We start from the raw sequence: 23256 nt of genomic DNA on the forward strand, positions 1-23256 counted from the left end.
GTGTACTATGTCAAAAGGATTGCTGATTATACTATCCGGCCCTTCCGGTGTCGGCAAAGGCACGGTATGCACAGCGCTGCGGCCGAAGATGCCTGAACTCGTCTATTCCGTTTCTGCCACCACACGCTCTCCGCGTGCAGGTGAAGAGAACGGAGTCAATTATTTTTTCAAATCCAGAGAGCAGTTCGCCGATATGATTGAAGGCGACAAGCTGCTGGAATATGCGGAGTACGTAGGCAATTATTACGGTACTCCGCGTGACTTTGTAGAGAGAACCCTCGAGAGCGGAAGAGATATTATTCTGGAGATTGAGGTTCAGGGAGCACTCAAGGTCAAAGAGAAATTCCCCGAAGGTATCTTTGTGTTCCTTCTTCCCCCGTCCATGGACGAGTTGAAGGACCGTATTCGCGGACGCGGAACAGAGCATCCTGATGTGATCAGCCACCGCATGTCTGTGGCCGAGGATGAGATCGGTTTGATCCGGCACTATGATTATGCCGTGGTGAATGATGAGATTGATCTGGCCTGCAAGCGAATAGAAAGTATTATTATCGCCGAACATTGTAAGGTGAGATGATCGGTTCTACAGGATTGGTACACTATCCACAGTAAAAGATGAAGAGGTGCCTTACATGCTATATCCATCCATTGACGAACTGGTGACTAAGGTCGACAGCAAGTATTCCCTGGTAGTCGCTTCAGCCCGCCGGGCCAGAGCACTCCGTGAAGGCGGAAAGACCGATATCATCGCTCCGAAATCCCACAAATTCGTTGGGGTTGCACTTGAAGAAATCTATGAAGACCGCATTATAGTAACGCGCGGCGAGGAATAGTCCCCTGAAATGGTGCCGTCCCTTGAATAAGGGCGGCGCAGCCGTTTCTGCCCGCTGAAGCTGCACAATGAAGTGATAATGGCCCGTACCGGGCTGTTCCTGACAACCGGAAGGTTGTTATTTTTTTCTCTATATATAAGGATCATGTGAAGCACAGACTTCTTTTAGCGTAAATATGACATAACGAAGCCGTAAATATGAAGATTTTCATTTCTTCTTTTCATAGCAGAATATAGAATGGGTGCAGATTGAGGAACGGAGGGAGATCAGATTGAAGAGCTTACAAGGGAAGTCGATTATACTCGGAATTACCGGCGGGATTGCTGCGTATAAGGCCGCGGCGCTGACCAGCAAGCTTACCCAGAAGGGCGCCGAGGTGCATGTCATTATGACGTCATCGGCCAAGCAGTTCATTACGGAGCTGACGCTCCAGTCATTGTCGAAGCAGCGGGTGTACAGTGATACGTTCCAGGAGCGGGACCCGTCTTCGATTTCACATATTGATCTGGCTGATGCTGCCGACCTGGTCCTGATTGCGCCGGCTACGGCCAACATTATCGCCAAAATGGCCCACGGGCTGGCAGACGACATGCTGTCCACCACGCTGCTTGCTACAACAGCGCCTATTATGGTAGCTCCGGCGATGAATGTCCATATGTATCAGCATCCGGCGGTCCTCAGCAATATGGATACCCTCTATAACCGAGGTGTTCAGTTTATTGAGCCCGGTGAAGGGCTGCTGGCCTGCGGGTATGTGGGCAAGGGACGGCTGGAGGAGCCGGAAGAGATCGTGAAGGTGGTTGAGAACTTTTTTGTATTGCAGAAGGAGAAGACCTCCGGACCGCTTGCCGGTAAAAAAGTGGTGATTACCGCAGGAGGCACGGTAGAACGTATTGATCCTGTCCGTTATATCTCCAATGATTCCTCGGGTAAAATGGGCTTCGCCCTCGCGCGCGCCGCGCGCGCCATAGGTGCTGCGGTGACGCTGATTGCCGCGCGTACCGATGAGGCGCCGCCCCGTGATGCCGGTATCGATCTGATCCGCGTCCAGTCAGCACAGGAGATGCACGATGCAGTCATGGCCCGCTGGAGTCATTGCGATATTCTTGTGAAAGCAGCGGCGGTTGCGGATTACCGTCCACGCGAGAGCAGTGACTCGAAAATTAAGAAGAGCGGCAGCACCATGACGCTTGAGCTGGTGAAGACGACTGATATTCTGGAGAGCCTGGGCAGAATCAAGGACAAGCAGTTCCTGATCGGCTTTGCTGCCGAGACCGGAAATGCTGAGGTCTATGCCAAGGACAAGTTGGTCCGCAAGAACCTCGATCTGATTGTAGCCAATGATGTGGCCATGGAGGGTGCGGGATTCGGCACGGATACCAACATCGTCAAAGTGTATGATGCCGAAGGCCTGGTGCTTGATCTTCCGCTGGCTTCCAAGGATGAGGTGGCGCGCCGGATTCTGCGGCTGGCAGCTGAGCGTGTTGCCGGAGCCTTATTATAATGGATATTGCCAAGGTCATTGTCGATGTTCCTGTACGCAGCACCGACCGGCCGTTTGACTATATTATCCCGGATGCTCTGAAGCTGTGGATTGAAGTGGGCAGCAGAGTCGCTGTTCCGTTCGGCCCCCGTACGGTCCAGGGGTTCGTAGTGTCCCTGGAATCAGGGGAGACCGGCAGTGTCTCCCGGATGAAGCCGATTGTAGAAGTACTGGATCTGCTTCCTCCCCTATCGCCGGAGCTGGTTGAGCTGGCCGATTGGATGAGCCAAAGATACGCCTGCAGACGGATCTCCGCACTGCAGGCGATGCTTCCGACTGCCCTGAAGGGCAAAGCCGAGCGTTTGATCTCGCTTGGAGATACAGAGGAAGCGTCCAGTGCCCCCGCAGATGAGCTGTTTCCGCTCTTTCTTGAGGCGGACAACGAAGAACAGCAGATCATTGACTTCGTTAGGCGTCACAGCGAAGTATCCATGAAGCTGCTGACCCGTACCTTCCCCGAGGCTGCAGAGACGGTTAAGTTCATGGTGCGGCGCGGAGTCCTGGCAGAGAGCCAGTCGATCAAGGATAAGATGGGCAAAAAGAAGCTCAAGGCCGTTGACCTGGCTATTGGCTTGTCAGCAGCGCGGGAGTCGCTCTCCAGCTTCCCTGCGCGTTCAGCGCGCCAGAAGGAAGTGCTCTCCTATCTGATTGATATGGAAGCCATGCTGCCGATGCCGCTCAAGGATATTCTGGCGATCCTTCAGGTCACTGCGGGTACGGTCAAGACGCTTGCGGACAAAGGGTATATAGAGATCACCGAAATCGAAGTCTACCGTGACCCCTACCGGGGACGGGACTTCAAGCCAAGCACACCGCTTCCGCTGACAGCGGAGCAGGAGTTTGTCTACAAGCGGATTGTGGGCACTGTTGAGCAGCAGACGCATGAAGTCTTCCTGCTGCACGGGGTGACCGGCAGCGGGAAGACGGAAATCTATCTGCAGACGATCCAGCGCTGCATTGAGCAGGGTCGGCAGGCAGTGGTGCTGGTGCCTGAGATTGCACTGACTCCGCAGATGGTGGAACGGTTCAAGGGCCGGTTCGGCAGCGGGGTGGCGGTGATGCACAGCCGCCTGTCTGTCGGCGAACGTTATGACGAGTGGCGCAAGATCCGCGAAGGTAAGGCGATGGTTGCGGTCGGAGCACGCTCAGCCGTATTCGCCCCGTTCGCCAATCTGGGCCTGATTATCATGGATGAAGAGCATGAAGGCTCTTATAAGCAGGAGGAGAACCCGAAATATCATGCCCGTGATGTGGCTGTCCGCAGGGCAGAGCAGGGCGGGGCCGTGGTAATTCTGGGTTCTGCAACACCTTCACTGGAGAGCTATCATGCCGCCAGATCGCAGAGTGACATCCACTTCTCGCCGATTCTGCTGGAGATGCCGAGCCGCGCACTGGGCAACGAGCTGCCGAAGGTGGCTGTCGTTGACATGCGTGAGGAGCTGAAGGAAGGTAACCGCTCCATGTTCAGCCGCAGTCTGCATGCCGCTCTGGTGAGCAGGCTGGAGCGTGGCGAACAGACAGTGCTGCTGCTCAACCGCAGAGGCTTCTCGACCTTCGTCATGTGCCGGAGCTGCGGCTACGTTGCCGGCTGCCCGGAATGCGATATCTCGCTGACCTATCACAGCCGAAGCGACAATCTGCGCTGCCATTACTGCGGGCATGCAGAACCTGCGCCCAAGCTGTGCCCGGAATGCGGCAGTGAGCATATCCGCTTCTTCGGGACAGGCACACAAAGGGTAGAGGAAGAACTGGGCAAGCTGTTCCCCGGTATCCGGGTTATACGTATGGATGTGGACACGACCACGGAGAAGGGCTCGCATGAGAAGCTCCTGAACCAATTCAGGGACAAGAAGGCCGATGTGCTGCTGGGCACACAGATGGTTGCTAAAGGTCTCGACTTCCCCGATGTAACGCTGGTTGGGGTCATTACTGCGGATTCTGCACTCAATCTGCCTGATTTCCGGGCGGCGGAGAAGACCTTTCAGCTCTTGACGCAGGTTGCCGGCCGCGCGGGCCGGCATCAGCTCCCCGGCGAGGTGGTGGTCCAGTCGTATACACCGGAGCATTATTCGATTATCCACGCCAGCGGGCATGATTACCGTTCATTCGTCCGGGACGAGCTGAAGCACCGCAAAGAGCTGCATTACCCGCCATATTGCCGGCTGATTCTGGTTACCCTGTCGCATGAGCAGCTTCCGCTTCTGCTGAAGCTTGCAGAGAACTATGCGCTCAGCATTCAGGGCAAAGCCAGACAGCTGCGCTGGTACGGCAGCCTGGACAAGCTCTCCTCGGATGCGCTGGATCTGCTGGGACCGGTGGCCTCGCCGCTGCCCCGGCTGAAGGGGCGTTACCGGTTCCAGTGCATTATCAAATGGCGCGGTACGATTGACGCCATTGCACTGGCCCGCCAGGTGGCGGAGCAGCTGGAGGATTCTGTCCGCGATAAGGGGCTGCAGATCAGCATCGATGTCGATCCGCAGATGTTGATGTAATTCCCGGGCGTGTTACAATGGTAAGGCGGTTTTGCCCTGCCGTTTCGGCGAGAAATAGAAGGATAATGTATAGCGAGAAACCTATACATTCTTATATTTGAACAAGGATGGTGTTAGTGTAAATGGCAATCAGGCTGATTGTGAAAGAACCGGATGAAGTATTGCACAAAAAAGCGAAGACGGTAACCACCGTTACCCCCAATGTACAAAAACTGCTCGATGATATGGCAGATACGATGTATGACGCGGAAGGCGTAGGTCTCGCAGCCCCGCAGGTAGGAATTCTGAAACGGCTGATTGTAATCGATGCCGATGAGGAGCATGGATTGATCAAGCTGATCAATCCCGAGATTCTCAGTATGGACGGGGAGCAGTTCGGACCCGAAGGCTGCCTGAGTATTCCCGGCCTGAACGGGGATGTCCGCCGTGCGGAGACAGTAACTGTACGTGGCCTGAACCGCGAGGGCGAGGAAGTGACCATTACCGGAAGCGGCCTGCTGGCCCGGGCTTTTCAGCATGAGATCGACCACCTGAATGGCGTGCTGTTCACAGACATTGCTGAGAAGGTCTATGAATACACAGCAGAACGCAGTGAAACTGAGGAGTGAATGAAATGAGAATAGTGTTCATGGGAACACCGGCCTTTGCAGTCCCCTCCCTGCGGATGCTGCTGGAAGAGGGCTATGAGGTAGTGGCTGTGGTGACTCAGCCGGACCGGCCGCAAGGCCGCAAGAAGACGCTGGTCCCATCCCCGGTGAAGGCGGCTGCTCTGGAGCTGGGACTGCCGGTCCTTCAGCCCGAACGGCTGCGCCGCCCTGAATCGGTGGCTGAGCTGGCTGCCTATGAGCCGGATCTGATTGTTACCGCCGCTTATGGACAGATTCTTCCGAAGAGCGTTCTGGAGCTGCCGGCGAACGGATGTGTGAATGTTCATGGCTCACTGCTGCCCAAGTACCGGGGCGGTGCTCCGATACAGCGCTGTATCATGAACGGCGAGAAGGTGACCGGTGTAACACTGATGTATATGGCGGAAGGATTGGACACCGGAGATATGATCTCGCGGGTGGAGGTAGCGATAGAGGATGACGATACTTCAGGCACGCTGTTCGAGAAGCTAAGCGTGGCCGGACGGGAGCTCCTCAAGGCAGAGATGCCGCGACTGGCAGCCGGCCGTGTAGAAGCTGCCGTGCAGGATGACAGTGAAGCAACCTATGCGCCGAATCTAAACCGGGAAGATGAACGGATCGACTGGAGCCGGGGCTCGCTGGAGCTATACAACCAGATTCGCGGCCTGGTGCCGTTCTCGGGTGCGTTCACCCTGTGGAACGGCGAGACCTTCAAGGCATGGGCAGCGGTGAAGCCGCAGGATGAGGAACAGCCGGGCGGTAGCGCGGCTCCGGGCACCGTGCTGTCCGTGAGCGAACGCGGCGTTGAGGTGAAGACGGGTGACGGGACGCTGCGGCTTACAAGCGTCCAGCCTGCCGGCAAAAAAGCCATGAGCGCAGCCGACTTCAGCCGTGGTGCAACCCTCGCACCCCGCACGGTGCTCGGTTGAGCGCGGGCGGTAAGGGAGGCGGCGGACAACGTCTGCGTACTTCCGGTCATCAGCCTGCGGCCTCCGGCACAAAGCCTGCCTCCGGCAGAACCGGCGGAGCGGGCCGGAATCGGCCGGGCGGCAAGCCTGCTGCGCCAGCTTCTGCGCGTGAGGTTGCTCTTGATATTCTGGTGCGCGTAGAGCAACAGGGTGCTTACAGCAACCTGCTGCTGGGAAGCAGCCTCCAGAAAGCGGACCTCAGCCGGGAGGATACGGGACTTGCTACAGAGCTGGTGTACGGAACCCTCTCACGGATGATTACCCTCGATTATGTCCTCAGCAGCTTCGTCAGCAAAGGGATGGCCAAGCTGCAGCCCTGGGTAAGGAGCCTGCTGCGGCTAAGCCTGTACCAGATCATGTATCTGGACCGTGTGCCTTCGCATGCAGCTGTTAACGAGGCTGTGAATATCTCCAAGAGACGCGGCCATCAGGGCATCTCGGGAATGGTCAATGGCGTGCTGCGCAGTGTGCTGCGGGCCGGAGATCTGCCGGTCTTGCCTGAGGGGCTGAGCCGGGAAGAGCGGATCTCCATCCTGCACTCCCATCCTCTGTGGATGGTGCAGCGCTGGTCGGCGGAATACGGCCCGGATACGGCAGAAGCCATGTGTGCGGCGAATAATGAGCCGCCCGCAGTCAGTGTTCGTGTCAATACAACAATGATTAGCCGGGAGGCCATGCTGGCAGAACTGCTTGAAGCCGGTCTGGATGCCGCAGAATCGAAGGTGAGTCCTGCCGGGCTGGTTATCAGAGGCGGCGGCAATCTGGCGCTGACCTCCTGGTACCGGGACGGTTATCTGTCCGTTCAGGATGAGAGCTCGATGCTGGTAGCCGAGGTTGTCGCTCCAGAAGCCGGAATGAAGGTGCTGGACTGCTGCGCAGCCCCCGGCGGCAAAAGTGCCCACATGGGCGAGCTGATGAAGGACGAAGGCTCCATATTGGCTAATGACCTGCATGAGCATAAAGCGGGGCTGATTGCCGAGCAGGCAGCACGCCTCGGCCTGGAATGCATTACCACCGCAAGCGGGGATGCCCTGGAACTGGGTGCAGCCCTCCAGCCGGAATCCTATGACCGGATTCTGCTGGACGCTCCTTGCTCGGGGCTTGGGGTCATCCGCCGCAAGCCTGACTTGAAATGGCGCAAGCAGCCGGAGGATATTGCAAGCGTAGCTGCGTTGCAGCTTGAGCTGCTGCAATCGGTCTCCGGGCTGCTGAAGCCGGGAGGCGTGCTGGTCTACAGCACTTGTACTACCGAGCAGGCGGAGAACAGCCGGGTTGTCGCTGCTTTCCTGGAGCGCAATCCCGGCTTCGCGCAGGTCAGCTTCAAGTCAGCCGTCTGGGAGCGGCTGAAGGGAACCGCGCTTGCTGCCGGTGACGGCATGCAGCTGCTCCCGCATCATTATGGCAGCGACGGCTTCTATATTGCCCGGCTGGAGCGACTCTTGTAATATAGTGATTGTGCTTCAGGACTACAGCTTCCCGCCCGCAGATTCCTCCGCGCGGCGGGCTTTTCTTTTACCGGTTCTGAGTTTTGTGTTAAAATAGGAAGAATGAGAAACAATACGCATATAATTTATGAAAGCACAGGTGCAAAAATACAATGAAACCTTTAATATATGATTTTTCTTTAGAAGAGTTGCAGCAATGGGCCAAGGACAATGGAGAGCCTGCTTTTCGCGGCGGGCAGATCTTTGACTGGCTGTATGTGAAGCGGGTCAATGACTTCGAATCCATGAGCAACCTCTCCAAGGCACTCAGAGCCAAGCTGGTTGATCAGTTCAGTATTTCGGCACTCACCGAGATTACGAAGCTGGAGTCCAAGGACGGCACCGTGAAATTCCTGTTCGGTCTGCATGACGATCATGCGATTGAGACAGTTATTATGAAGCATAATTACGGCAACAGCGTGTGTGTGACCACCCAGGTAGGCTGCCGGATCGGCTGTACCTTCTGTGCATCTACCCTTGGCGGACTCAAGCGGGACCTGACTGCAGGGGAGATCGTTGCCCAGGTTGTCCGTTCCCAGCAGATCCTTGATGCGCGCGGCGAACGTGTAAGCAGCATTGTCATTATGGGTACAGGCGAACCCTTCGAGAACTATGATGCAACCATGAGATTCCTGCGTCTGATGATCCATGAGAAGGGCCTGAATATTGGCCAGCGCCATATCACAGTATCCACCAGCGGAATTGTGCCGAACATCTACAAATTCGCGGATGAAGATACACAGATTAATCTGGCGATCTCGATTCACGCTCCTAACGATACGCTCCGTTCCAAGCTGATGCCGGTGAACCGCCGTTATCCGTTCGACGATGTAATCGAGTCCCTGCGCTACTATCAGGCTAAGACAGGCCGCCGGATCAGCTTCGAGTATGCCTTGATCGGCGGCGTGAATGATCAGAAGGAGCATGCAGAGGAGCTGGCGGGTGTGCTCAAGACCATGCTCTGCCATGTGAATCTGATTCCGGTCAATCATGTGCCTGAGCGCAAGTATGTCCGGACTTCCCGCAATGATATCTTTGAATTTCAGCGTATACTGGCCGATCATGGCGTGAATGTTACCATCCGCCGTGAGCAAGGCCATGATATTGCGGCCGCATGCGGACAGCTGCGCGCCAAACATATGGAGTTGGGGTGAGGATATTTGATCAGAACAGTTCAAGCCAGCGACATTGGCCGGGTACGTACCGTCAATGAGGATTCAGTCTGGATCGGCGCTACGCGCCACGGTTATACCCTCGGCATTATTGCCGACGGGATGGGGGGGCATCTGGCTGGCGATACCGCGAGCAGGCTTGCACTTGAGACGGTCAGGGGTATTCTGGATCAGCTGGAGCCTGATCTCCCGGAGGCAGAGCTGAAGGAAGCGCTGACTACCGCCATCATGGAAGCCAATAACACAGTTCACAGAGAAGCTCAGAGCGATGAGAAGCTCCATAATATGGGGACCACCATCGTTGCTGCACTGCTGAAAGGGTCGGCAGGCTATATCGGCCATATCGGAGATAGCAGGGCTTATCTGATCCGGGACGGTGAAGCCAGGCAGCTAACCGAGGACCATACGCTGGTGAATGAGCTGTTCAGGAACGGCCAGATCAGTCTGGAGGAGCTGGATAATCATCCGCGCCGCAATGTGCTTACCAGGGCGCTGGGGACGGATACAGTGGTATCCGCGGATCTGGCATATGTTACGCTTGCAATTGGTGAGCTCCTGCTGCTGTGCAGTGATGGACTCAGCAATTATGTCAGTCTGGAGCATCTGGGCAAGGTAGCTGGAATCAATGAAATATCTCTGGAAGAAAGAGCAGAGCGATTACTTCAACTGGCATTGCTTGCGGGCGGCAGCGATAATATAAGCGTTGCTATGCTGGAACACCAAGGAGAGGCCGCAGTGCCCGAGACAAAGGAGTGGGAAAGATGATCGGTCACGAATTGGGCGGCCGTTACCAAGTCATCGAACGGATCGGCGGAGGAGGCATGGCGCTTGTCTATAGAGCCCATGATATTCTGCTTAACCGGAATGTTGCTATCAAAGTACTGCGCAATCAATTTGTGCATGATGAGGAATTCATCCGCCGGTTCCGGCGGGAGGCGCAATCAGCTGCATCATTATCTCATCCCAACGTAGTCAGCATATACGATGTCGGCCAGGAAGATGAAGTCCATTATATCGTTATGGAATATATTGAAGGCAAGAACCTGAATGAGATTATCAAAGAGCGGGCACCGATGCAGGTGGATGAATCCGTGCGGATTGCCTCGCAGATTTGTGATGCGCTGGATCATGCGCATATGAACCAGATTATTCACCGCGATATTAAGCCTCATAATATTCTGATTGGACGTAACGGGCGGGTTAAGGTTACCGACTTCGGGATCGCCCGGGCGGTTACGTCCACTACGATTACCCAGACGGGGTCGGTGGTCGGTTCCGTGCATTATTTCTCGCCGGAGCATGCCAAGGGCGTAACTACAGGCGAGAAGTCGGACCTCTACTCCCTAGGCATCGTACTGTATCAGATGCTTACGGGTGTATTGCCTTTCTTAGGAGAGAGTCCGATCAGCGTGGCGCTGAAGCATCTGCAGGAGGAATTCGAGGAGCCGCGACTGCTGAATCCGCTGATTCCGCAAAGCGTGGAGAATGTAATCCTGAAGTCGATGCGCAAGAACCCGGAGGAGCGCTACCAGTCGGCCAAGCAAATGCTGCAGGATCTGGAGACCTGTCTGCTGCCTGAACGGCGCAGCGAAGCCAAGATGCTGTTCCAGGACGATGATGATGAGGACAGAACACGCATCATTCCGGCGATCAAGCCGCTGCAGCGCGGGCTTAGCAGCCGTGGCGGCGGAGAGGAGCGAATCCGCAGTATGGAGGAAGCTCCGCCGCCTGCTGCTGTGAAGCGCAAGGGCCGTGCAGCGCTGTGGATCAGCCTTACGCTGGTCGTGTTAATCGCCATGACCGGAATTGTATGGTATGTCAATTCCAAGCTGTCGGTCGATGAAGTCTCGGTGCCTGCGGTGACGGGGAAGACCTTCCAGGAGGCCAAGGCTGAGCTTGAGGCTGTGGGGCTGTTTGCCGAGGAGCCCGCGCTGGTTGAATATAATCCTAATTTCGAAGAGAATATTGTCTGGAAGCAGAACAAGACCAATACGATGGTCAAAGAAGGAACTCATATTATTCTGACGGTAAGTGCCGCCAAGGTTCTTCCCAAGCTTAAGGATGTCTCTAACCTGAGTTATGACGATGCCGTCAAGGAGTTAATCGCGCTTGGCATAGCCCAGAGCAGAATCACTCCTGATGAACGCTTCAGTGAGGAATTTGCCAAGGGTAAGGTCATTAGCTCTGAGCCTGCCGCAGACACTGAATATGATCCTGATACGGTAAATATCAAACTAATCGTGAGCAAAGGTAAAGAAAGCACCCAAATGCCGGATCTCATCGGGAAGACGGAGAAGGAAGCCAAGGCTGCGCTGGAGAGTGTAGGTCTAGTGCTGGATGCGGTCAAGGAAGAGCCAAGCTTCACTTACAAGAAGGGTGAGGTTACGAAGCAGTGGGCCTATGAGGCAGGGGATCTGGTCCCTCCAGGCGAGAAGATTACGATCTACATCAGCACAGGGTATCCCCCGGAAGCTCTGGAATTTACGTTCAATGTTCCAGTATCACCGGCTGCGGAGGGCAAGAAGAGCAAGATCCGTATTGTGTTTGCCGATGCGCGCAACGGAGGCGAGAACCAGGAGTGGGGCACCCGCACGATTGGCAAAAGCCAGATCTTATCCGTGAACATGCTGCTTGCCCCTAACAAAGATGGTATGGTATCAGTATACCGGGACGGGGAGTTCCTGGAGACTTATCCGATCACTTATGTCGATGTCAAGAATAACACGGTGCAGCAGCCTGAACCGCCTCCAGTAGAGACACAGACACCTGCGCCGACTGTTGCTCCTACCGAGCCTGTTCAGCCTACTGAGACTCCGGCTCCCGAGCCGACAGCAGAGCCGGCGATTATTCCGCCGGACACTGGAGAAGGAGAGGTTACGGGCGAGACGGACCAGACGGGTTATGTTCCGGGTAACGGACAGAATAACAATGAGCTGGCTTCCGCCCTCAGCAAGGGAAAAGCTAACGGTAAGGGCTCTGACAACAAGCCAGGCAAAGATAAAGGCCATAAATAATAGAACAGAGATATGCTTCAGCCGGGCTGCCGGGAATACGGGCAGGGCTGAAGCAGCGAAATGACCCGGGGTTCTACACACTTGGGTCATTTGCGTAAATATCAGGAGAGGAAGGCTCAGCATGTATGCTTGAAGGAATCATAATCAAAGCGTTAAGCGGATATTACTATGTTAAGCCGCTCAAGGATGAACAGATTGTAACTGAGGAAGAGGCGGTACAGTGCCGGGGGCGCGGCATTCTGAAGAAGAAAGGGATTGCGCCGCTGGTCGGTGACCGGGTAATCTATGTGCTGACCGAGAACGGAGAGGGCATGGTAGATGAGCTGCTTCCCCGTGAATCGGAGCTGATCCGTCCGCAGGTGGCTAACGTGAAGCTCGCGGTGCTGCTGTTCTCCGTGCGGGAGCCGGATATGAATCTTAATCTGCTGGACAAGTTCCTGGTTCATATCGAGCATTCCGGCCTGGAGACACTGATTGTGCTCACGAAGCAGGATCTGGCCGATGATGAAGGGCAGGCTACGGAAGCTGTCAAAGCTCTATATGAGCAGATTGGTTACGAGGTCATGGTCACAAGCTCGCTGAACGGATCAGGTGCGGATGAGCTGCGTCAGCGTCTGGCCGGTATCATCAGCGTCTTCTCGGGACAGTCGGGCGTTGGGAAGTCCACACTGCTCAACCGCCTTGTACCGGGCCTGGCGCTGGAGACAGGAGAGATCAGCCTCCGTCTCGGGCGCGGACGGCACACCACACGCCATGTAGAGCTGATGGATATAGGTAATGGAGGATTTGTGGCCGACACTCCGGGCTTCAGCCAGCTGGATTTCCTGGAGCTGGGAGTGGATGAGCTGTCCGTGTGCTTCCGGGAGTTCGCCTCTTATGCGGAGAACTGCAAATTCCGCGGCTGCAGCCATCTGCACGAACCGGGCTGCAAGGTGATAGAAGCCTGGAAGTCAGGGGATATTGCAGATAGCCGTTACGAGCATTACAAGCTGTTCTTTAATGAAATGAAAGATAAAAAGCGGAGGTACTAAAATTATGGTAAAAATTGCTCCTTCCATATTGTCAGCAGATTTCGCAGCGCTGGGCGCAGAGGTGGCCGAAGCGGAAGCCAGCGGTGCGGACTGGATTCATGTAGATGTGATGGACGGACATTTTGTGCCGAATATTACGCTGGGTCCCGCGATTGTGTCCGCGGTGAGATCCCATACTTCTTTACCTCTGGATGTACATTTAATGATTGAGAACCCGGAACGCTATATCGCTGATTTTGCGGCAGCGGGCGCTTCTGTGATTACGGTACACGCCGAAGCCTGCGTGCATCTGCATCGTGTAATCCATCAGATCAAGGAGCTCGGCCTGATGGCAGGGGTGGCCATTAATCCGGCTACGCCGGCTGCTGCGGTGCGTGAGGTCCTGGAGGATGTGGATATGGTGCTTGTGATGACCGTCAATCCGGGCTTCGGCGGGCAGGCCTTCATTCCGCGCACACTGCATAAGATTACGCAGCTCCGGGAGTGGGCTGAAGAGATCCGTCACAAGGGTCTGCTTATCGAGGTAGACGGCGGAGTAGCCGAAGCTACGGCACCGCTTGTAGCTGAAGCAGGGGCGGATGTGCTTGTGGCAGGTAATGCAGTGTTCGGCCGCAGTGACCGCGCAGGAGCGATCAAGGCCATTCGAGAGGCGGCGGAAAGCGCTGTCCGGCAATAGGTGATAACGCCCATTTACTATGGAACGAATTGACCCTCAATCTGCTGCATTCGCATACGGAAGGTATAGGCCAAGTTGTGGTCGCATAAATATGGTTACATGAGCAGAAATCTCATGTAGCCTTTTTTGCGGAGGTCTGCAATCGATGGTATATTTTTCATCTAGACAGGATAGTCTCCTACTGCACGGCATGAATTGATGGGAGGGTTAACTATGAAATTTTATACGTTCAAGCTGCCAAGATTTTTGGGAGGTTTTGTTAAAGCGATTTTGAACACGTTTCAGAAGAGTTAGGTTAAAGAAGACAAGTAAATATGAAAAAAAGCACCTTACGAATGTAAAGGGTGCTTTTTGCTACAAATATAATATCTCTTCTATTCTCGCTGAAACGGATACCGTCTGTGTAAGAACGGCATGTCCGTTTCTACTTGGTATGAGATATCGTCAGGCCCGGTAATGATCGGAAACTAGACGCGTTCAACTTTACCGGATTTCAAAGCACGGGTGCTGACGTACACGCGTTTCGGTTTGCCGTTCACCAAGATACGAACCTTCTGAACGTTAACTCCCCAAGAGCGACGGTTGCGGTTGTTAGCGTGAGACACGTGGTTACCGCTGCCCGGTTTCTTGCCTGTTACTGTACATGTGCGGGACATAGATTACACCTCCTTGTTACTTACACCTGCGTAAAACAATACTTGAATATCATATCACAGCAAAAATTGCTTCGTCAACCGATTCAAAAACATTTATTTCTGCAGACTCTTATAGTACAATATAAATTAGTGCATTATGTCCAGTTGATCATCGAATTGATTAGGCATGAAGTTAGGAAGGGGAATTCTCATTGAGTAAGCGTTCTATAAACGGGACAGATTTTACCGCAATGGTACTAGCCGGTGCGGAAATGCTGCAGCAGCATGCCGAGCATGTCAATTCATTGAATGTGTTTCCGGTGCCGGATGGCGATACGGGCACGAACATGAATCTGACCATGACCGCAGGCGCGAACGAATTGAAGAGAAACAACACAGCCTCTGTCGGTCAATGTGCGGGAGTGCTGTCGAAGGGACTATTGATGGGCGCGCGGGGGAACTCCGGCGTTATTTTGTCACAGCTGTTCAGAGGTCTTGGACGTTATGCGGCCCAATATGATGAGCTTAACACACAGCAGTTCGCTGCAGCACTGCAGACCGGGGTAGATACCGCCTATAAGGCAGTGGTGAAGCCGGTTGAAGGCACCATTCTTACGGTTGCCAAGGAAGCTGCAAGACATGCAGTGTATTATGCACGCCGCACAACGGATATTATCGAGCTGATGACCGAAGTCCTTGCCAAAGCCAAGGAAGCCTTGGCGCATACACCTGAGCTGCTGCCTGTGCTGAAGCAGGTGGGCGTGGTGGATTCGGGTGGCCAGGGTCTGGTCTACATCTATGAAGGTTTCCACCAGCATCTGACCAGCGGAGCAGTCTCAGCACCTGTACAGACTCCTGTGCAAGGACAAGCTGCGGTCCCTGTATCTGTGCCGGCGCCGGTGTTAACCAAACCTGAGCATGCGTTGTCCTCCGTACAATCTTCCGCGCAATCACAGCTCCATACGGAAGACATTGAATTTTTATATGATATGGAATTTTTCATTAACCGTCAGCTTGGCGCATCCGTGAAAGCGGATTTTGATGAGGAAGCTTTTCGGAAAGCGTTATCAGTTAACGGGGATTCAATCATCGTCATCTCGGATGATGAGACAATCAAGGTGCATGTGCATTCCAAGACTCCCGGAGAGGTGCTTAACCTGGCGCTTGTCCACGGGGAGATTACCCAGATTCACATCCTTAACATGCGTGAGCAGCACCGCGATCTGTTGACTGCCGGTATGGACATCGCACCGATGCCGGATGTCTTCGCCGATATCCCGGAAGAGAAGGCCAGCGTGCCGGCGCCGGCGGTTCCTCCTGCGGATGATCTGGCGCCGTACGGCTTCATTGCGGTCTCCTCGGGAGACGGAATCTCGGATATCTTCCGCAGTCTGGGTGTCGATGCGATCCTGGCCGGCGGCCAGACGATGAATCCCAGCACAGAGGATTTCGTGAATGCGATCTCTTCCATTTCGGCGAAGCATATCTACATTCTGCCGAATAACTCCAATATCGTCCTGGCTGCGCAGCAGGCCAAGGAACTGCTGGAGGGCGAACGTGAGATTACAGTGATTCCAAGCAAGAGTATCCCCCAGGGGATCTCGGCTGCCTTTGCCTTCCAGGAAGAGGATGCAGTTGATACCAACACCAGCAATATGCTGGAGGCGATTGCCCAGGTCAAATCCGGACAGATTACCAATGCTGTACGGGATACCGTGATGGAGAATCTGGAGATCAAATCCGGTCAGTATATCGGCATCGAGAGCTCCAAGATTGTTGCAGCTGCCGATGATTTGCTTACGGTCAGCAAGCAGCTGCTGTCAAGCATGCTGGTGAATGGTGACGAGATCGTTACTGTGCTGACCGGTGCAGACACCGAGGCGGATATTACGGATGCCCTCGGCAGCTGGCTGGAAGAGACGTACCCGCAGGTTGAGGTAGAGATTCATGAAGGCGGCCAGCCGCTGTACTATTATCTTTTCTCAGTTGAGCCGTAGAATCTCTTACTCTTAAGTGCCCTAATCAAGCAGAGTGGAGCAGCCAAATCATAGTATGGGGAGGAACATTATGAATCGTACCGTAATCGTTACCGACAGCACATCCGATATCCCGCCTGCTCTGGCGGAGCAGTACGGCATTGAAGTCGTTCCGCTGACGCTGATGTTCGGCGAAGAGGCATTCCGGGATAATGTGGATATGACTCCGGAACAGTTCTACGAGCGTCTTCCCCGCTCGCCGCAATTGCCGACCACTTCGCAGCCGTCTCCTGTAGAATATATGAATGTGTACCGCCGTATACAGGAGCAGCATCCGGGCAGCTCAATCTTGTCCTTCCACATCTCCTCCGGCTTAAGCGGCACCTACCAGTCTGCTGTCATGGCCAAATCCATGCTGGAAGAGGAGGGAGAAGCTATCACCGTGGTAGATAGCCTCTCCGCCTCCTACGGCTTCGGGTTCATGGTCGTGGAAGCCGCCCGGCTGGCGGAGCAGGGGCATGCTCCTGCGGAGATTCTGGCGAAGGTGGAGAGTCTGCGCCAATCCCGCAAGCTGTATTTTCTCGTGGATACCCTGGAATATCTGCAAAAGGGCGGCAGAATCGGCAAGGCATCGGCCATCCTGGGTACGCTGCTCAATATCAAGCCGATCCTGTCCATTGATGCGGAAGGCATTATCTATGCGGTAGAGAAGGTCAGGGGACGCAAGAAGGCAGTCGCCCGCATGATCGAGCTGTTCAAGGCAGATCTGCCGGGTGTGAATACAATACATGTGGCCGTGGGTCATACAGCTGAACCGGCTTCCGGCGAAGAGTTCCTGCGGGAATTGTCCGGACATTTCACCTTGAAAGAGAAGGTTCTGACCAATGTCGGCCCTGTCGTTGGCAGCCATGTCGGGAACGGAACCTTAGCCGTATTCATCTGGCCCGCCTAAGTATAGGGGATGAACATGGTGCTTACTTTGGATTCAATTCAAGTGAAACAAATAACTGGCGTGAGCGCTCAAAAGCAAAGTGAGCTTCACGCCTTTGGCGTCTTTACAGTGAAGGACTTGCTGGAGTATTACCCTTTCCGGTATGAGGATTTCCGTCCGAAATCTCTCAGTGAGGTCAAGCACGGCGATAAGGCGACCGTAGTAGCCAAGGTCATCGGTATTCCGGTGCTCCAGCGCTTCGGGGGCAAGTCCCGCATGAGCTGCAAGATGGTGGCAGAGCCGTGGATGTTCACTGCTACGTGGTTCAACCAGCATTATGCGCGTGAACAACTGACGGTCGGCCGTGAAGTGGTTCTGACGGGGAAGTGGGACCAGAAGCGGAATCAGATCACGGTGACCAACTATGAATTCCCGGACCGGGGCGAAGGCAAGACAGGAACGCTACAGCCGGTATACTCCGTCGGGGGCAAGATTACGCAGTCCTGGATTCGCCGGATTATTGGCCAGGCGTTGCAGCAGTACGGGGACCTGATCCCTGAGATTCTGCCGCACAGCATTATGCGCAAATATGACTTCATGTCACGCAAGCGGGCCATAGCCACGATCCATCAGCCGGAGGACACGCGCGAGGGCCAGCAGGGAAGACGCCGGATGGTATATGAGGAACTGTTCCTGTTCCAGCTGAAGGTACAAGCCTTCCGCGTGCTGAACCGTGGCCGGATGGATGGCGTGGTTCATACGGTGGACAATGCAACCGTAAGGCAATTCGTGCGCAGCCTGCCGTTTGAGCTGACCGATGCCCAAAAGCATGTGGAGCTGGAGATTCTGCAGGATATGCGTTCAGGGTATTGCATGAACAGGCTGCTTCAAGGCGATGTGGGCTCCGGCAAAACTGTACTCGCGGCCATAGCGCTCTACGCAACTGTAAGATCCGGATTTCAGGGTGCGCTGATGGTGCCGACTGAAATCCTGGCAGAGCAGCATATGCGCTCGCTTACGAGGATGTTTGAACCGTTCGGCATCACCGTGGGCTTGCTGACCGGGAGCGTATCCGGCCGCAAACGGAAGGACCTGCTGGCCTCTCTACAGATGGGTATGCTGGATGTGGTTGTCGGAACCCATGCCCTGATTCAGGAGGATGTCTTCTTCCGCAGCCTGGGGCTTGTGGTTACGGATGAGCAGCACCGCTTCGGGGTGAACCAGCGCAGTGTTCTGCGGCGCAAGGGGTACAACCCGGATGTGCTGACGATGACCGCTACTCCGATTCCGAGGACGCTGGCGATCACCGTCTTTGGCGATATGGATGTGTCTACGCTGTCCGAACGGCCGAAGGGGCGTGTGCCGATCACCACCTACTGGGTGAAGCCGGATCTGATGGAGCGGGTGATGAACCTGATCAGCCGCGAGATCGGGCAGGGGCGGCAGGCTTACCTGATCTGTCCGCTGATTGAGGAGTCGGAGAAGCTGGATGTGCAGAATGCGATTGATCTGCATGTGCAGATGTCGCAGGCTTTTCTGGATTATAAGGTGGGCTTGCTTCACGGGAGAATGACGCCGTCTGAGAAGGATGAAGTCATGCGGAACTTCTACAGTAACGAACTGCAGCTTCTGGTGTCTACAACGGTCGTAGAGGTCGGTGTCGATGTCCCGAATGCTACGCTGATGATCATCATGGACGCTGACCGCTTCGGGCTGTCTCAGCTGCATCAGCTGCGCGGCCGGGTCGGCAGAGGGGAGCATGCTTCCTACTGTGTGCTGATGGCTGATCCGAAGTCGGAGATCGGTCGTGAGCGGATGACTGCGATGACAGATACAGATGATGGGTTCGAAGTGTCACGGCGGGATCTGGAGCTGCGGGGACCGGGGGATTTCTTCGGGACGAAGCAGAGCGGCCTGCCTGAATTCCGGCTGGCGGATATGACCGCTGACTTCGAGACGCTTGAGCAGGCGCGCGATGATGCCGCTGAGCTGCTGCGGGAGGCTTCATTCTGGACCTCGGCGGATGTTGCGCCGCTGCGCGGGTATTTACAGCAGGAACAAATTTTCCAGGGGGATTTAATTGACTGAACAGGCACATCCGGGCACCTGCCCTCATATACTGTGAATGATTGGATATGACAGGAGGTGCTGTACTTGGGTTATCAGCAATATGGAATCAGTCCCCAGCTGGTGGATCGCATCAAGCTGAAGATGAAGAATCCGGCGGTCAAGGAACGCGTCAAGAATATGATTACCGGTATCTCCAAACAGGAGCTGCAGGATACAGCCGTTGTGCGCAAGCTGGTTCGTAATGCATCGTCTGTGATGCATGAGAAGCTGACATCTGCACAGGAAGAACAAATTGTGAAATTCGTCATTGCCCAAAAGATTGATCCGAACAATACGTTTCACTTAATCCGCTTATGGGGGATGTTCCGCTGACAAATAGCGGGTTTCTGGAATCTCCGATAGGCTTGTAATCCAAAAAGCGTTCCCGTAAGTAACATACGGGAACGCTTTTTACTTGTTCTTCGCCACCCTTGAAGGCTATTCGGCTTAGCCCGGCGGCTTATTGCGGAAAAGCGCTGAGATGCGGTTGTTCCGCGCGGCATTGATCACGATCTTGCTGTCCTGATCACAGTCATGCACGATAGATGCGAGCTGTTCTTCCTCCAGCCTGCTTGCCAGGCAGAAGACCGTACCAGGCTCGCCCTCCGGTCCTGTGGATCTTACGAGCTTCACCTCGCGGTCCAGTGTCTGCTGGAGCTTGCGCCGGATCTCCTCGCATTTGCTGCTGGTAATGAACACCGCCTGCGTGAGCGAGAGGTCCCTTAAGGAGAACCGCAGCGCTTCAAAGGCAAGCAGATACGCAATGATACTGTACATCGCCTGATCCCAGCCGAATAATGATCCGCCGTAGAGCAGGATGAGCATGTTGAACAGCATGATCGGCATCTCAGCCGATTTGGGCGGCCCTCCGTTCAGCAGCCGTACGCTCTGCTTCTCGCTTCCTGCGGTCAGCCCACCGAAGCGTACAGAGATGCCCAGGCCGAACCCGAGACATAGTCCCCCGGCAATAGCCGCGGGCAGCGGCTCACTGATTGCCGCCGGGAAATGGTGCAAGGCCAGAGACCCTGCCGTTAGACAGATCAGGCCGAGCATCGTATACAAGGCAAAGCGGAGATTAATCTGCCTGCGCGACATCAGAATAAACGGAAGGTTGAACAGGAACAGGAATAATCCAAGCCGCATTTCAGTCACATGGGACAGCAGGGCGGATAGTCCGGCAATGCCGCCCGGAAGCAGCTTATGCGGCATCAGGAACAGCTCCAGACCAACGGCAGCAAGTAATCCTCCGCCTACAATGGACAGCAGACGCAAGGTCTTGGAATAACGTAAAGGTGCAGCGTTTCTATATCTGACTTTCATAAGATTTCCTCCTTTCAGCAGGAAACCGGTATTTGTGTTGCGGATTACGGCGCTTGCAGCTTCATTCAGCGTACAGCCGTACTCCTACGAAATGTGAATTATATTTCAGCGGAATCAGCAGCAGCCGCTTCAGCAGAATGTAAATGAAGGGGAGCAGAGATACACAGAGCAGCAGCCCGGGAGGTCCGGACTCCAGCGTCAGCGGGTTCTCACGGGGAGCAAGCCGGACGGCCTGGGTGTCATAAATCTGCGTATGATGCACGCGCACTGGCTGGGCCAGCTTATGCTCATAGCGGTCCGGCCTTACAGAATGTATCTCAGGCTCTTGTTCATGCAGCATCTGGAGGGCCATGATCAGAAAAGTCAGCAGCAGCACCGGAAGGAACACAGCCTTCAGCAGATCCAGCAGCGTCAGACGCGTCCAATCTCTCCTCATGAGAACACCCCCTTTTTTGTACATCGTAGTTAAAGCATATCATAGGATCTTAGCAGGACCAAATATAATACGCTATTATTTCAAGGCCTGCGACTGCGGAATAACGAAACCGGAGCTGCTACGCTGCGTATTCTCTAGTAAATTGAACTTTTTGTGAAAAAATGATCGGAAGGAGCGGTTAATTTGCATAATGCAGGCGTATTTAACGGTTTGTATCCGGCAGCGGCCAGCAGCCGGAGCGGATTTTTCACGGAGGGGCCATTCTTGTTAAAGCTCATTCTGCTGCTGATTGCGGGCTTTGTTGCTTACACGATTTGGAGAGGACTCAAGACCTGGACGACGAACCAGACCAGCCCTCTGCAATCAAGGGTAGTTACGGCTGTTGCCAAACGGACAGAGGTCTGGGGCGGAAGAGGGTATATGGGGACGCATACGAGTTATTATGTGACCTTTGAATTCCATAATGGCAGCCGCAGAGAGCTTGAAGTGAAGCCGAGGGCGTATGCCATGATTGTAGAGGGGGACCGGGGGGAGCTGTCGTACCAGGGCAGCCGGTTCAAAGGGTTCGTGCGGGCAGGGATGCAGAGGGATAGCGGGTGATTGTTGAAGCGAACGGAGAATCTCTCCATGAAGAGCCGGGAGTAACCTTTGGAATAGCATTTATTTGCAGCAAAAAAAAATGCAAGGAAGCGGACCGGTCGCTAAGTGAGCGAGCCCGGGCAAGCTGCCTTGCATTTATTGTGTCCTGTTCTAGAGCACGCGCTGCATGTGCAGAATTACGTTGCTCCAGTATCCGCTGTCCAGCTCACTGATCTGCACGCCGGGGTCACCCCAGGTGTGAATGAAATTCCCGCCGCCGATGTAGATACCGACATGACCGGGAACCGCGTCGCTCTCGAAACGTCCGGGTACGGTGAAGAAGATCAGATCGCCGGGCTCCAGCGAGCTGCGCGATACCCGTCTGCCGATATTGTCCTGATCTTTGGCCAGCCGGGGCAGATCCACCCCGAATTTCTGAAAGACATGGCGTGTAAAGGACGAGCAGTCGAAGCGCTTAGTCTCTTCATACGGTCCGGCACCGAAATCATAAGGTACACCGAGAAATTTTTTGGCATAAGAGACCAGCTCGCCCGTGTCCACATTTGATACACTCTGAATCCGCAGCGGCTTCGCAGCCTCCACCTTGGCGGAGTCCTCTGTATTCTCCCTGTCGGAAGGAGTCGCGATATTGATCTCGCCAGTAACGGGATTCCAGCCGACCTCAGTCTGCAGCAGCTTGGACAAGGCGGTGGGGGTGATATAGATTTGACCTTCGCGGCGGACGGGGACATCGGGAAGGGTGATTTTCTGGCCCAATGAGAACACCTGGCTGGAATCCGGCCGCAGCATATACATGACATCACTATAGCCGAGCTTGGTGTATCCGCCGCTTGCCGTGTCATCCTTCATCCGGAAGCCGATAGAGGCGACAGCCGGTTTGAGCGGAATCCAATACTTGCCTTCCTTGTCGGTAAAAGAATTCTTCTCATAATAGCTGCCTGCGAACGTTCCGGTTGGCGTCAGCGAGTTAACCTTGGGAGTGCTGTCCTTGCTGGTGTAGCTGCAGGCGGTTGTTCCGGCAATGGCGGTAGCTAGGATGGCGGAGGATAATAAAATTTTACTGGTACGCAGATTGATTATTGGCATGGGGCACGCTCCATCTTCAAACTTTAAGGTAAGTTTGTGCAGGACCGCTATTTTTATGTGCTGCAGGCCTTAGCAAACAATGTCAAGAGAAACCGCAGAATGTTGAAGCGAGGAGACACTCATTGTGCGTATTTTGTAAAATATGGACCTCACTTAAATGATTGACGGGAAATCAACCTACATATAATATATGTTTAATAGATTCGGGGAGCGGATGGGACAGGCTGCGGGCCTTCGCTTTAATGCTTTTAAAGATGAAAGCGATAATGCTGGACCGCTAGCCCAGGTTCTCGCGCTGAACCCGTACAAGAAGAGGGGTAATCT

Annotated in this window: 22 protein-coding genes; 18 read left to right on the forward strand and 4 right to left on the reverse strand. The window is 54.6% G+C overall.

What is annotated here, in order from left to right; all coding sequences use genetic code 11:
* Positions 1–7 precede the first annotated feature (7 nt).
* The 13 genes from gmk to spoVM all read left to right on the forward strand — a co-directional run bounded on the left by gmk (position 8) and on the right by spoVM (position 14133).
* On the forward strand, positions 8–577 hold the full coding sequence (gene gmk, locus MKY86_RS12110; protein WP_036694520.1) for a guanylate kinase: 570 nt from the start codon (positions 8–10) through the stop codon (positions 575–577).
* A gap of 55 nt (positions 578–632) precedes the next feature.
* Positions 633–833, forward strand: a complete 201-nt coding sequence (gene rpoZ / locus MKY86_RS12115) for a DNA-directed RNA polymerase subunit omega (protein WP_076074388.1) — start codon at positions 633–635, stop codon at positions 831–833.
* Positions 834–1104: 271 nt separating this feature from the next.
* Entirely contained in the window at positions 1105–2337 is a 1233-nt protein-coding gene (gene coaBC, locus MKY86_RS12120; protein ID WP_076074390.1) for a bifunctional phosphopantothenoylcysteine decarboxylase/phosphopantothenate--cysteine ligase CoaBC, read from the forward strand.
* On the forward strand, positions 2337–4868 hold the full coding sequence (gene priA / locus MKY86_RS12125) for a primosomal protein N' (protein ID WP_076074393.1): 2532 nt from the start codon (positions 2337–2339) through the stop codon (positions 4866–4868). Before coaBC ends, priA begins: the two co-directional genes overlap by 1 nt.
* Positions 4869–4990: 122 nt before the next feature.
* On the forward strand, positions 4991–5476 hold the full coding sequence (gene def, locus MKY86_RS12130) for a peptide deformylase (protein WP_036694508.1): 486 nt from the start codon (positions 4991–4993) through the stop codon (positions 5474–5476).
* A 5-nt stretch (positions 5477–5481) separates the two neighbouring features.
* Positions 5482–6423, forward strand: a complete 942-nt coding sequence (gene fmt / locus MKY86_RS12135; protein WP_076074396.1) for a methionyl-tRNA formyltransferase — start codon at positions 5482–5484, stop codon at positions 6421–6423.
* Positions 6420–7907, forward strand: coding sequence for a 16S rRNA (cytosine(967)-C(5))-methyltransferase RsmB (rsmB, locus tag MKY86_RS12140; RefSeq protein WP_076074398.1), 1488 nt, complete (start codon positions 6420–6422; stop codon positions 7905–7907). Before fmt ends, rsmB begins: the two co-directional genes overlap by 4 nt.
* Before the next feature lie 152 nt (positions 7908–8059).
* Complete coding sequence (gene rlmN, locus MKY86_RS12145; protein WP_036729399.1) at positions 8060–9100, forward strand: 23S rRNA (adenine(2503)-C(2))-methyltransferase RlmN; 1041 nt, start codon at positions 8060–8062, stop codon at positions 9098–9100.
* 6 nt (positions 9101–9106) lie between these two features.
* The gene (locus tag MKY86_RS12150; protein ID WP_036729396.1) at positions 9107–9883 is read left to right on the forward strand and encodes a Stp1/IreP family PP2C-type Ser/Thr phosphatase; all 777 of its coding nucleotides are present in this window, start codon (positions 9107–9109) and stop codon (positions 9881–9883) included.
* Positions 9880–12132, forward strand: a complete 2253-nt coding sequence (pknB, locus tag MKY86_RS12155; RefSeq protein WP_076074401.1) for a Stk1 family PASTA domain-containing Ser/Thr kinase — start codon at positions 9880–9882, stop codon at positions 12130–12132. Before MKY86_RS12150 ends, pknB begins: the two co-directional genes overlap by 4 nt.
* 125 nt (positions 12133–12257) lie before the next feature.
* A complete protein-coding gene (gene rsgA / locus MKY86_RS12160) occupies positions 12258–13163 on the forward strand; it encodes a ribosome small subunit-dependent GTPase A (RefSeq protein WP_076074404.1) in 906 nt (301 codons plus the stop codon).
* A 4-nt stretch (positions 13164–13167) separates the two neighbouring features.
* Positions 13168–13839: a ribulose-phosphate 3-epimerase gene (gene rpe, locus MKY86_RS12165; protein ID WP_076074407.1), complete on the forward strand. Its 672-nt coding sequence runs from the start codon at positions 13168–13170 to the stop codon at positions 13837–13839.
* A 213-nt stretch (positions 13840–14052) separates the two neighbouring features.
* Positions 14053–14133, forward strand: coding sequence for a stage V sporulation protein SpoVM (gene spoVM / locus MKY86_RS12170; protein WP_020431362.1), 81 nt, complete (start codon positions 14053–14055; stop codon positions 14131–14133).
* Between the two features lie 173 nt (positions 14134–14306).
* Here the strand turns inward: spoVM and rpmB are convergent, their stop codons facing one another.
* Complete coding sequence (gene rpmB, locus MKY86_RS12175; RefSeq protein ID WP_076074411.1) at positions 14307–14495, reverse strand: 50S ribosomal protein L28; 189 nt, start codon at positions 14493–14495, stop codon at positions 14307–14309.
* Positions 14496–14686: 191 nt separating this feature from the next.
* On the opposite strand from rpmB, the gene MKY86_RS12180 reads away from it, so the two are divergent.
* The 4 genes from MKY86_RS12180 to MKY86_RS12195 all read left to right on the forward strand — a co-directional run bounded on the left by MKY86_RS12180 (position 14687) and on the right by MKY86_RS12195 (position 19823).
* Positions 14687–16471, forward strand: coding sequence for a DAK2 domain-containing protein (locus MKY86_RS12180; RefSeq protein WP_076074414.1), 1785 nt, complete (start codon positions 14687–14689; stop codon positions 16469–16471).
* A 70-nt stretch (positions 16472–16541) separates the two neighbouring features.
* Positions 16542–17402 (forward strand): DegV family protein, encoded by an 861-nt coding sequence (locus MKY86_RS12185; protein ID WP_076074416.1) that lies wholly within the window; start codon positions 16542–16544, stop codon positions 17400–17402.
* 15 nt (positions 17403–17417) lie between these two features.
* Positions 17418–19469, forward strand: a complete 2052-nt coding sequence (recG, locus tag MKY86_RS12190; RefSeq protein ID WP_076074420.1) for an ATP-dependent DNA helicase RecG — start codon at positions 17418–17420, stop codon at positions 19467–19469.
* 66 nt (positions 19470–19535) lie between these two features.
* Complete coding sequence (locus MKY86_RS12195; protein WP_076074422.1) at positions 19536–19823, forward strand: stage VI sporulation protein F; 288 nt, start codon at positions 19536–19538, stop codon at positions 19821–19823.
* 114 nt (positions 19824–19937) lie between these two features.
* Here the strand turns inward: MKY86_RS12195 and MKY86_RS12200 are convergent, their stop codons facing one another.
* A complete protein-coding gene (locus MKY86_RS12200; RefSeq protein ID WP_076074425.1) occupies positions 19938–20810 on the reverse strand; it encodes a YitT family protein in 873 nt (290 codons plus the stop codon).
* Between the two features lie 61 nt (positions 20811–20871).
* The gene (locus MKY86_RS12205; protein ID WP_076074428.1) at positions 20872–21246 is read right to left on the reverse strand and encodes a hypothetical protein; all 375 of its coding nucleotides are present in this window, start codon (positions 21244–21246) and stop codon (positions 20872–20874) included.
* Positions 21247–21429: 183 nt separating this feature from the next.
* Between MKY86_RS12205 and MKY86_RS12210 the strand changes: the two genes are divergently transcribed.
* Positions 21430–21846, forward strand: a complete 417-nt coding sequence (locus MKY86_RS12210; RefSeq protein WP_340826928.1) for a DUF2500 domain-containing protein — start codon at positions 21430–21432, stop codon at positions 21844–21846.
* A 150-nt stretch (positions 21847–21996) separates the two neighbouring features.
* On the opposite strand, the gene MKY86_RS12215 is transcribed toward MKY86_RS12210, so the two are convergent.
* Positions 21997–22932: a C40 family peptidase gene (locus tag MKY86_RS12215; protein ID WP_340826929.1), complete on the reverse strand. Its 936-nt coding sequence runs from the start codon at positions 22930–22932 to the stop codon at positions 21997–21999.
* Positions 22933–23256: the final 324 nt, after the last annotated feature.

Source organism: Paenibacillus sp. FSL R7-0333, assembly GCF_038000365.1.
GTDB lineage: Bacteria > Bacillota > Bacilli > Paenibacillales > Paenibacillaceae > Paenibacillus_AQ > Paenibacillus_AQ silagei.

Bases quoted from the DNA above. Each gene is read 5' to 3' on its own strand.
- gmk (WP_036694520.1), top strand. From the start codon at position 8: ATGTCAAAAGGATTGCTGATTATACTATCCGGCCCTTCCGGTGTCGGC.
- rpoZ (WP_076074388.1), top strand. From the start codon at position 633: ATGCTATATCCATCCATTGACGAACTGGTGACTAAGGTCGACAGCAAG.
- priA (WP_076074393.1), top strand. From the start codon at position 2,337: ATGGATATTGCCAAGGTCATTGTCGATGTTCCTGTACGCAGCACCGAC.
- def (WP_036694508.1), top strand. From the start codon at position 4,991: ATGGCAATCAGGCTGATTGTGAAAGAACCGGATGAAGTATTGCACAAA.
- fmt (WP_076074396.1), top strand. From the start codon at position 5,482: ATGAGAATAGTGTTCATGGGAACACCGGCCTTTGCAGTCCCCTCCCTG.
- rlmN (WP_036729399.1), top strand. From the start codon at position 8,060: ATGAAACCTTTAATATATGATTTTTCTTTAGAAGAGTTGCAGCAATGG.
- pknB (WP_076074401.1), top strand. From the start codon at position 9,880: ATGATCGGTCACGAATTGGGCGGCCGTTACCAAGTCATCGAACGGATC.
- rsgA (WP_076074404.1), top strand. From the start codon at position 12,258: ATGCTTGAAGGAATCATAATCAAAGCGTTAAGCGGATATTACTATGTT.
- rpe (WP_076074407.1), top strand. From the start codon at position 13,168: ATGGTAAAAATTGCTCCTTCCATATTGTCAGCAGATTTCGCAGCGCTG.
- spoVM (WP_020431362.1), top strand. From the start codon at position 14,053: ATGAAATTTTATACGTTCAAGCTGCCAAGATTTTTGGGAGGTTTTGTT.
- rpmB (WP_076074411.1), bottom strand. From the start codon at position 14,495: ATGTCCCGCACATGTACAGTAACAGGCAAGAAACCGGGCAGCGGTAAC.
- MKY86_RS12185 (WP_076074416.1), top strand. From the start codon at position 16,542: ATGAATCGTACCGTAATCGTTACCGACAGCACATCCGATATCCCGCCT.
- recG (WP_076074420.1), top strand. From the start codon at position 17,418: ATGGTGCTTACTTTGGATTCAATTCAAGTGAAACAAATAACTGGCGTG.
- MKY86_RS12200 (WP_076074425.1), bottom strand. From the start codon at position 20,810: ATGAAAGTCAGATATAGAAACGCTGCACCTTTACGTTATTCCAAGACC.
- MKY86_RS12205 (WP_076074428.1), bottom strand. From the start codon at position 21,246: ATGAGGAGAGATTGGACGCGTCTGACGCTGCTGGATCTGCTGAAGGCT.
- MKY86_RS12215 (WP_340826929.1), bottom strand. From the start codon at position 22,932: ATGCCAATAATCAATCTGCGTACCAGTAAAATTTTATTATCCTCCGCC.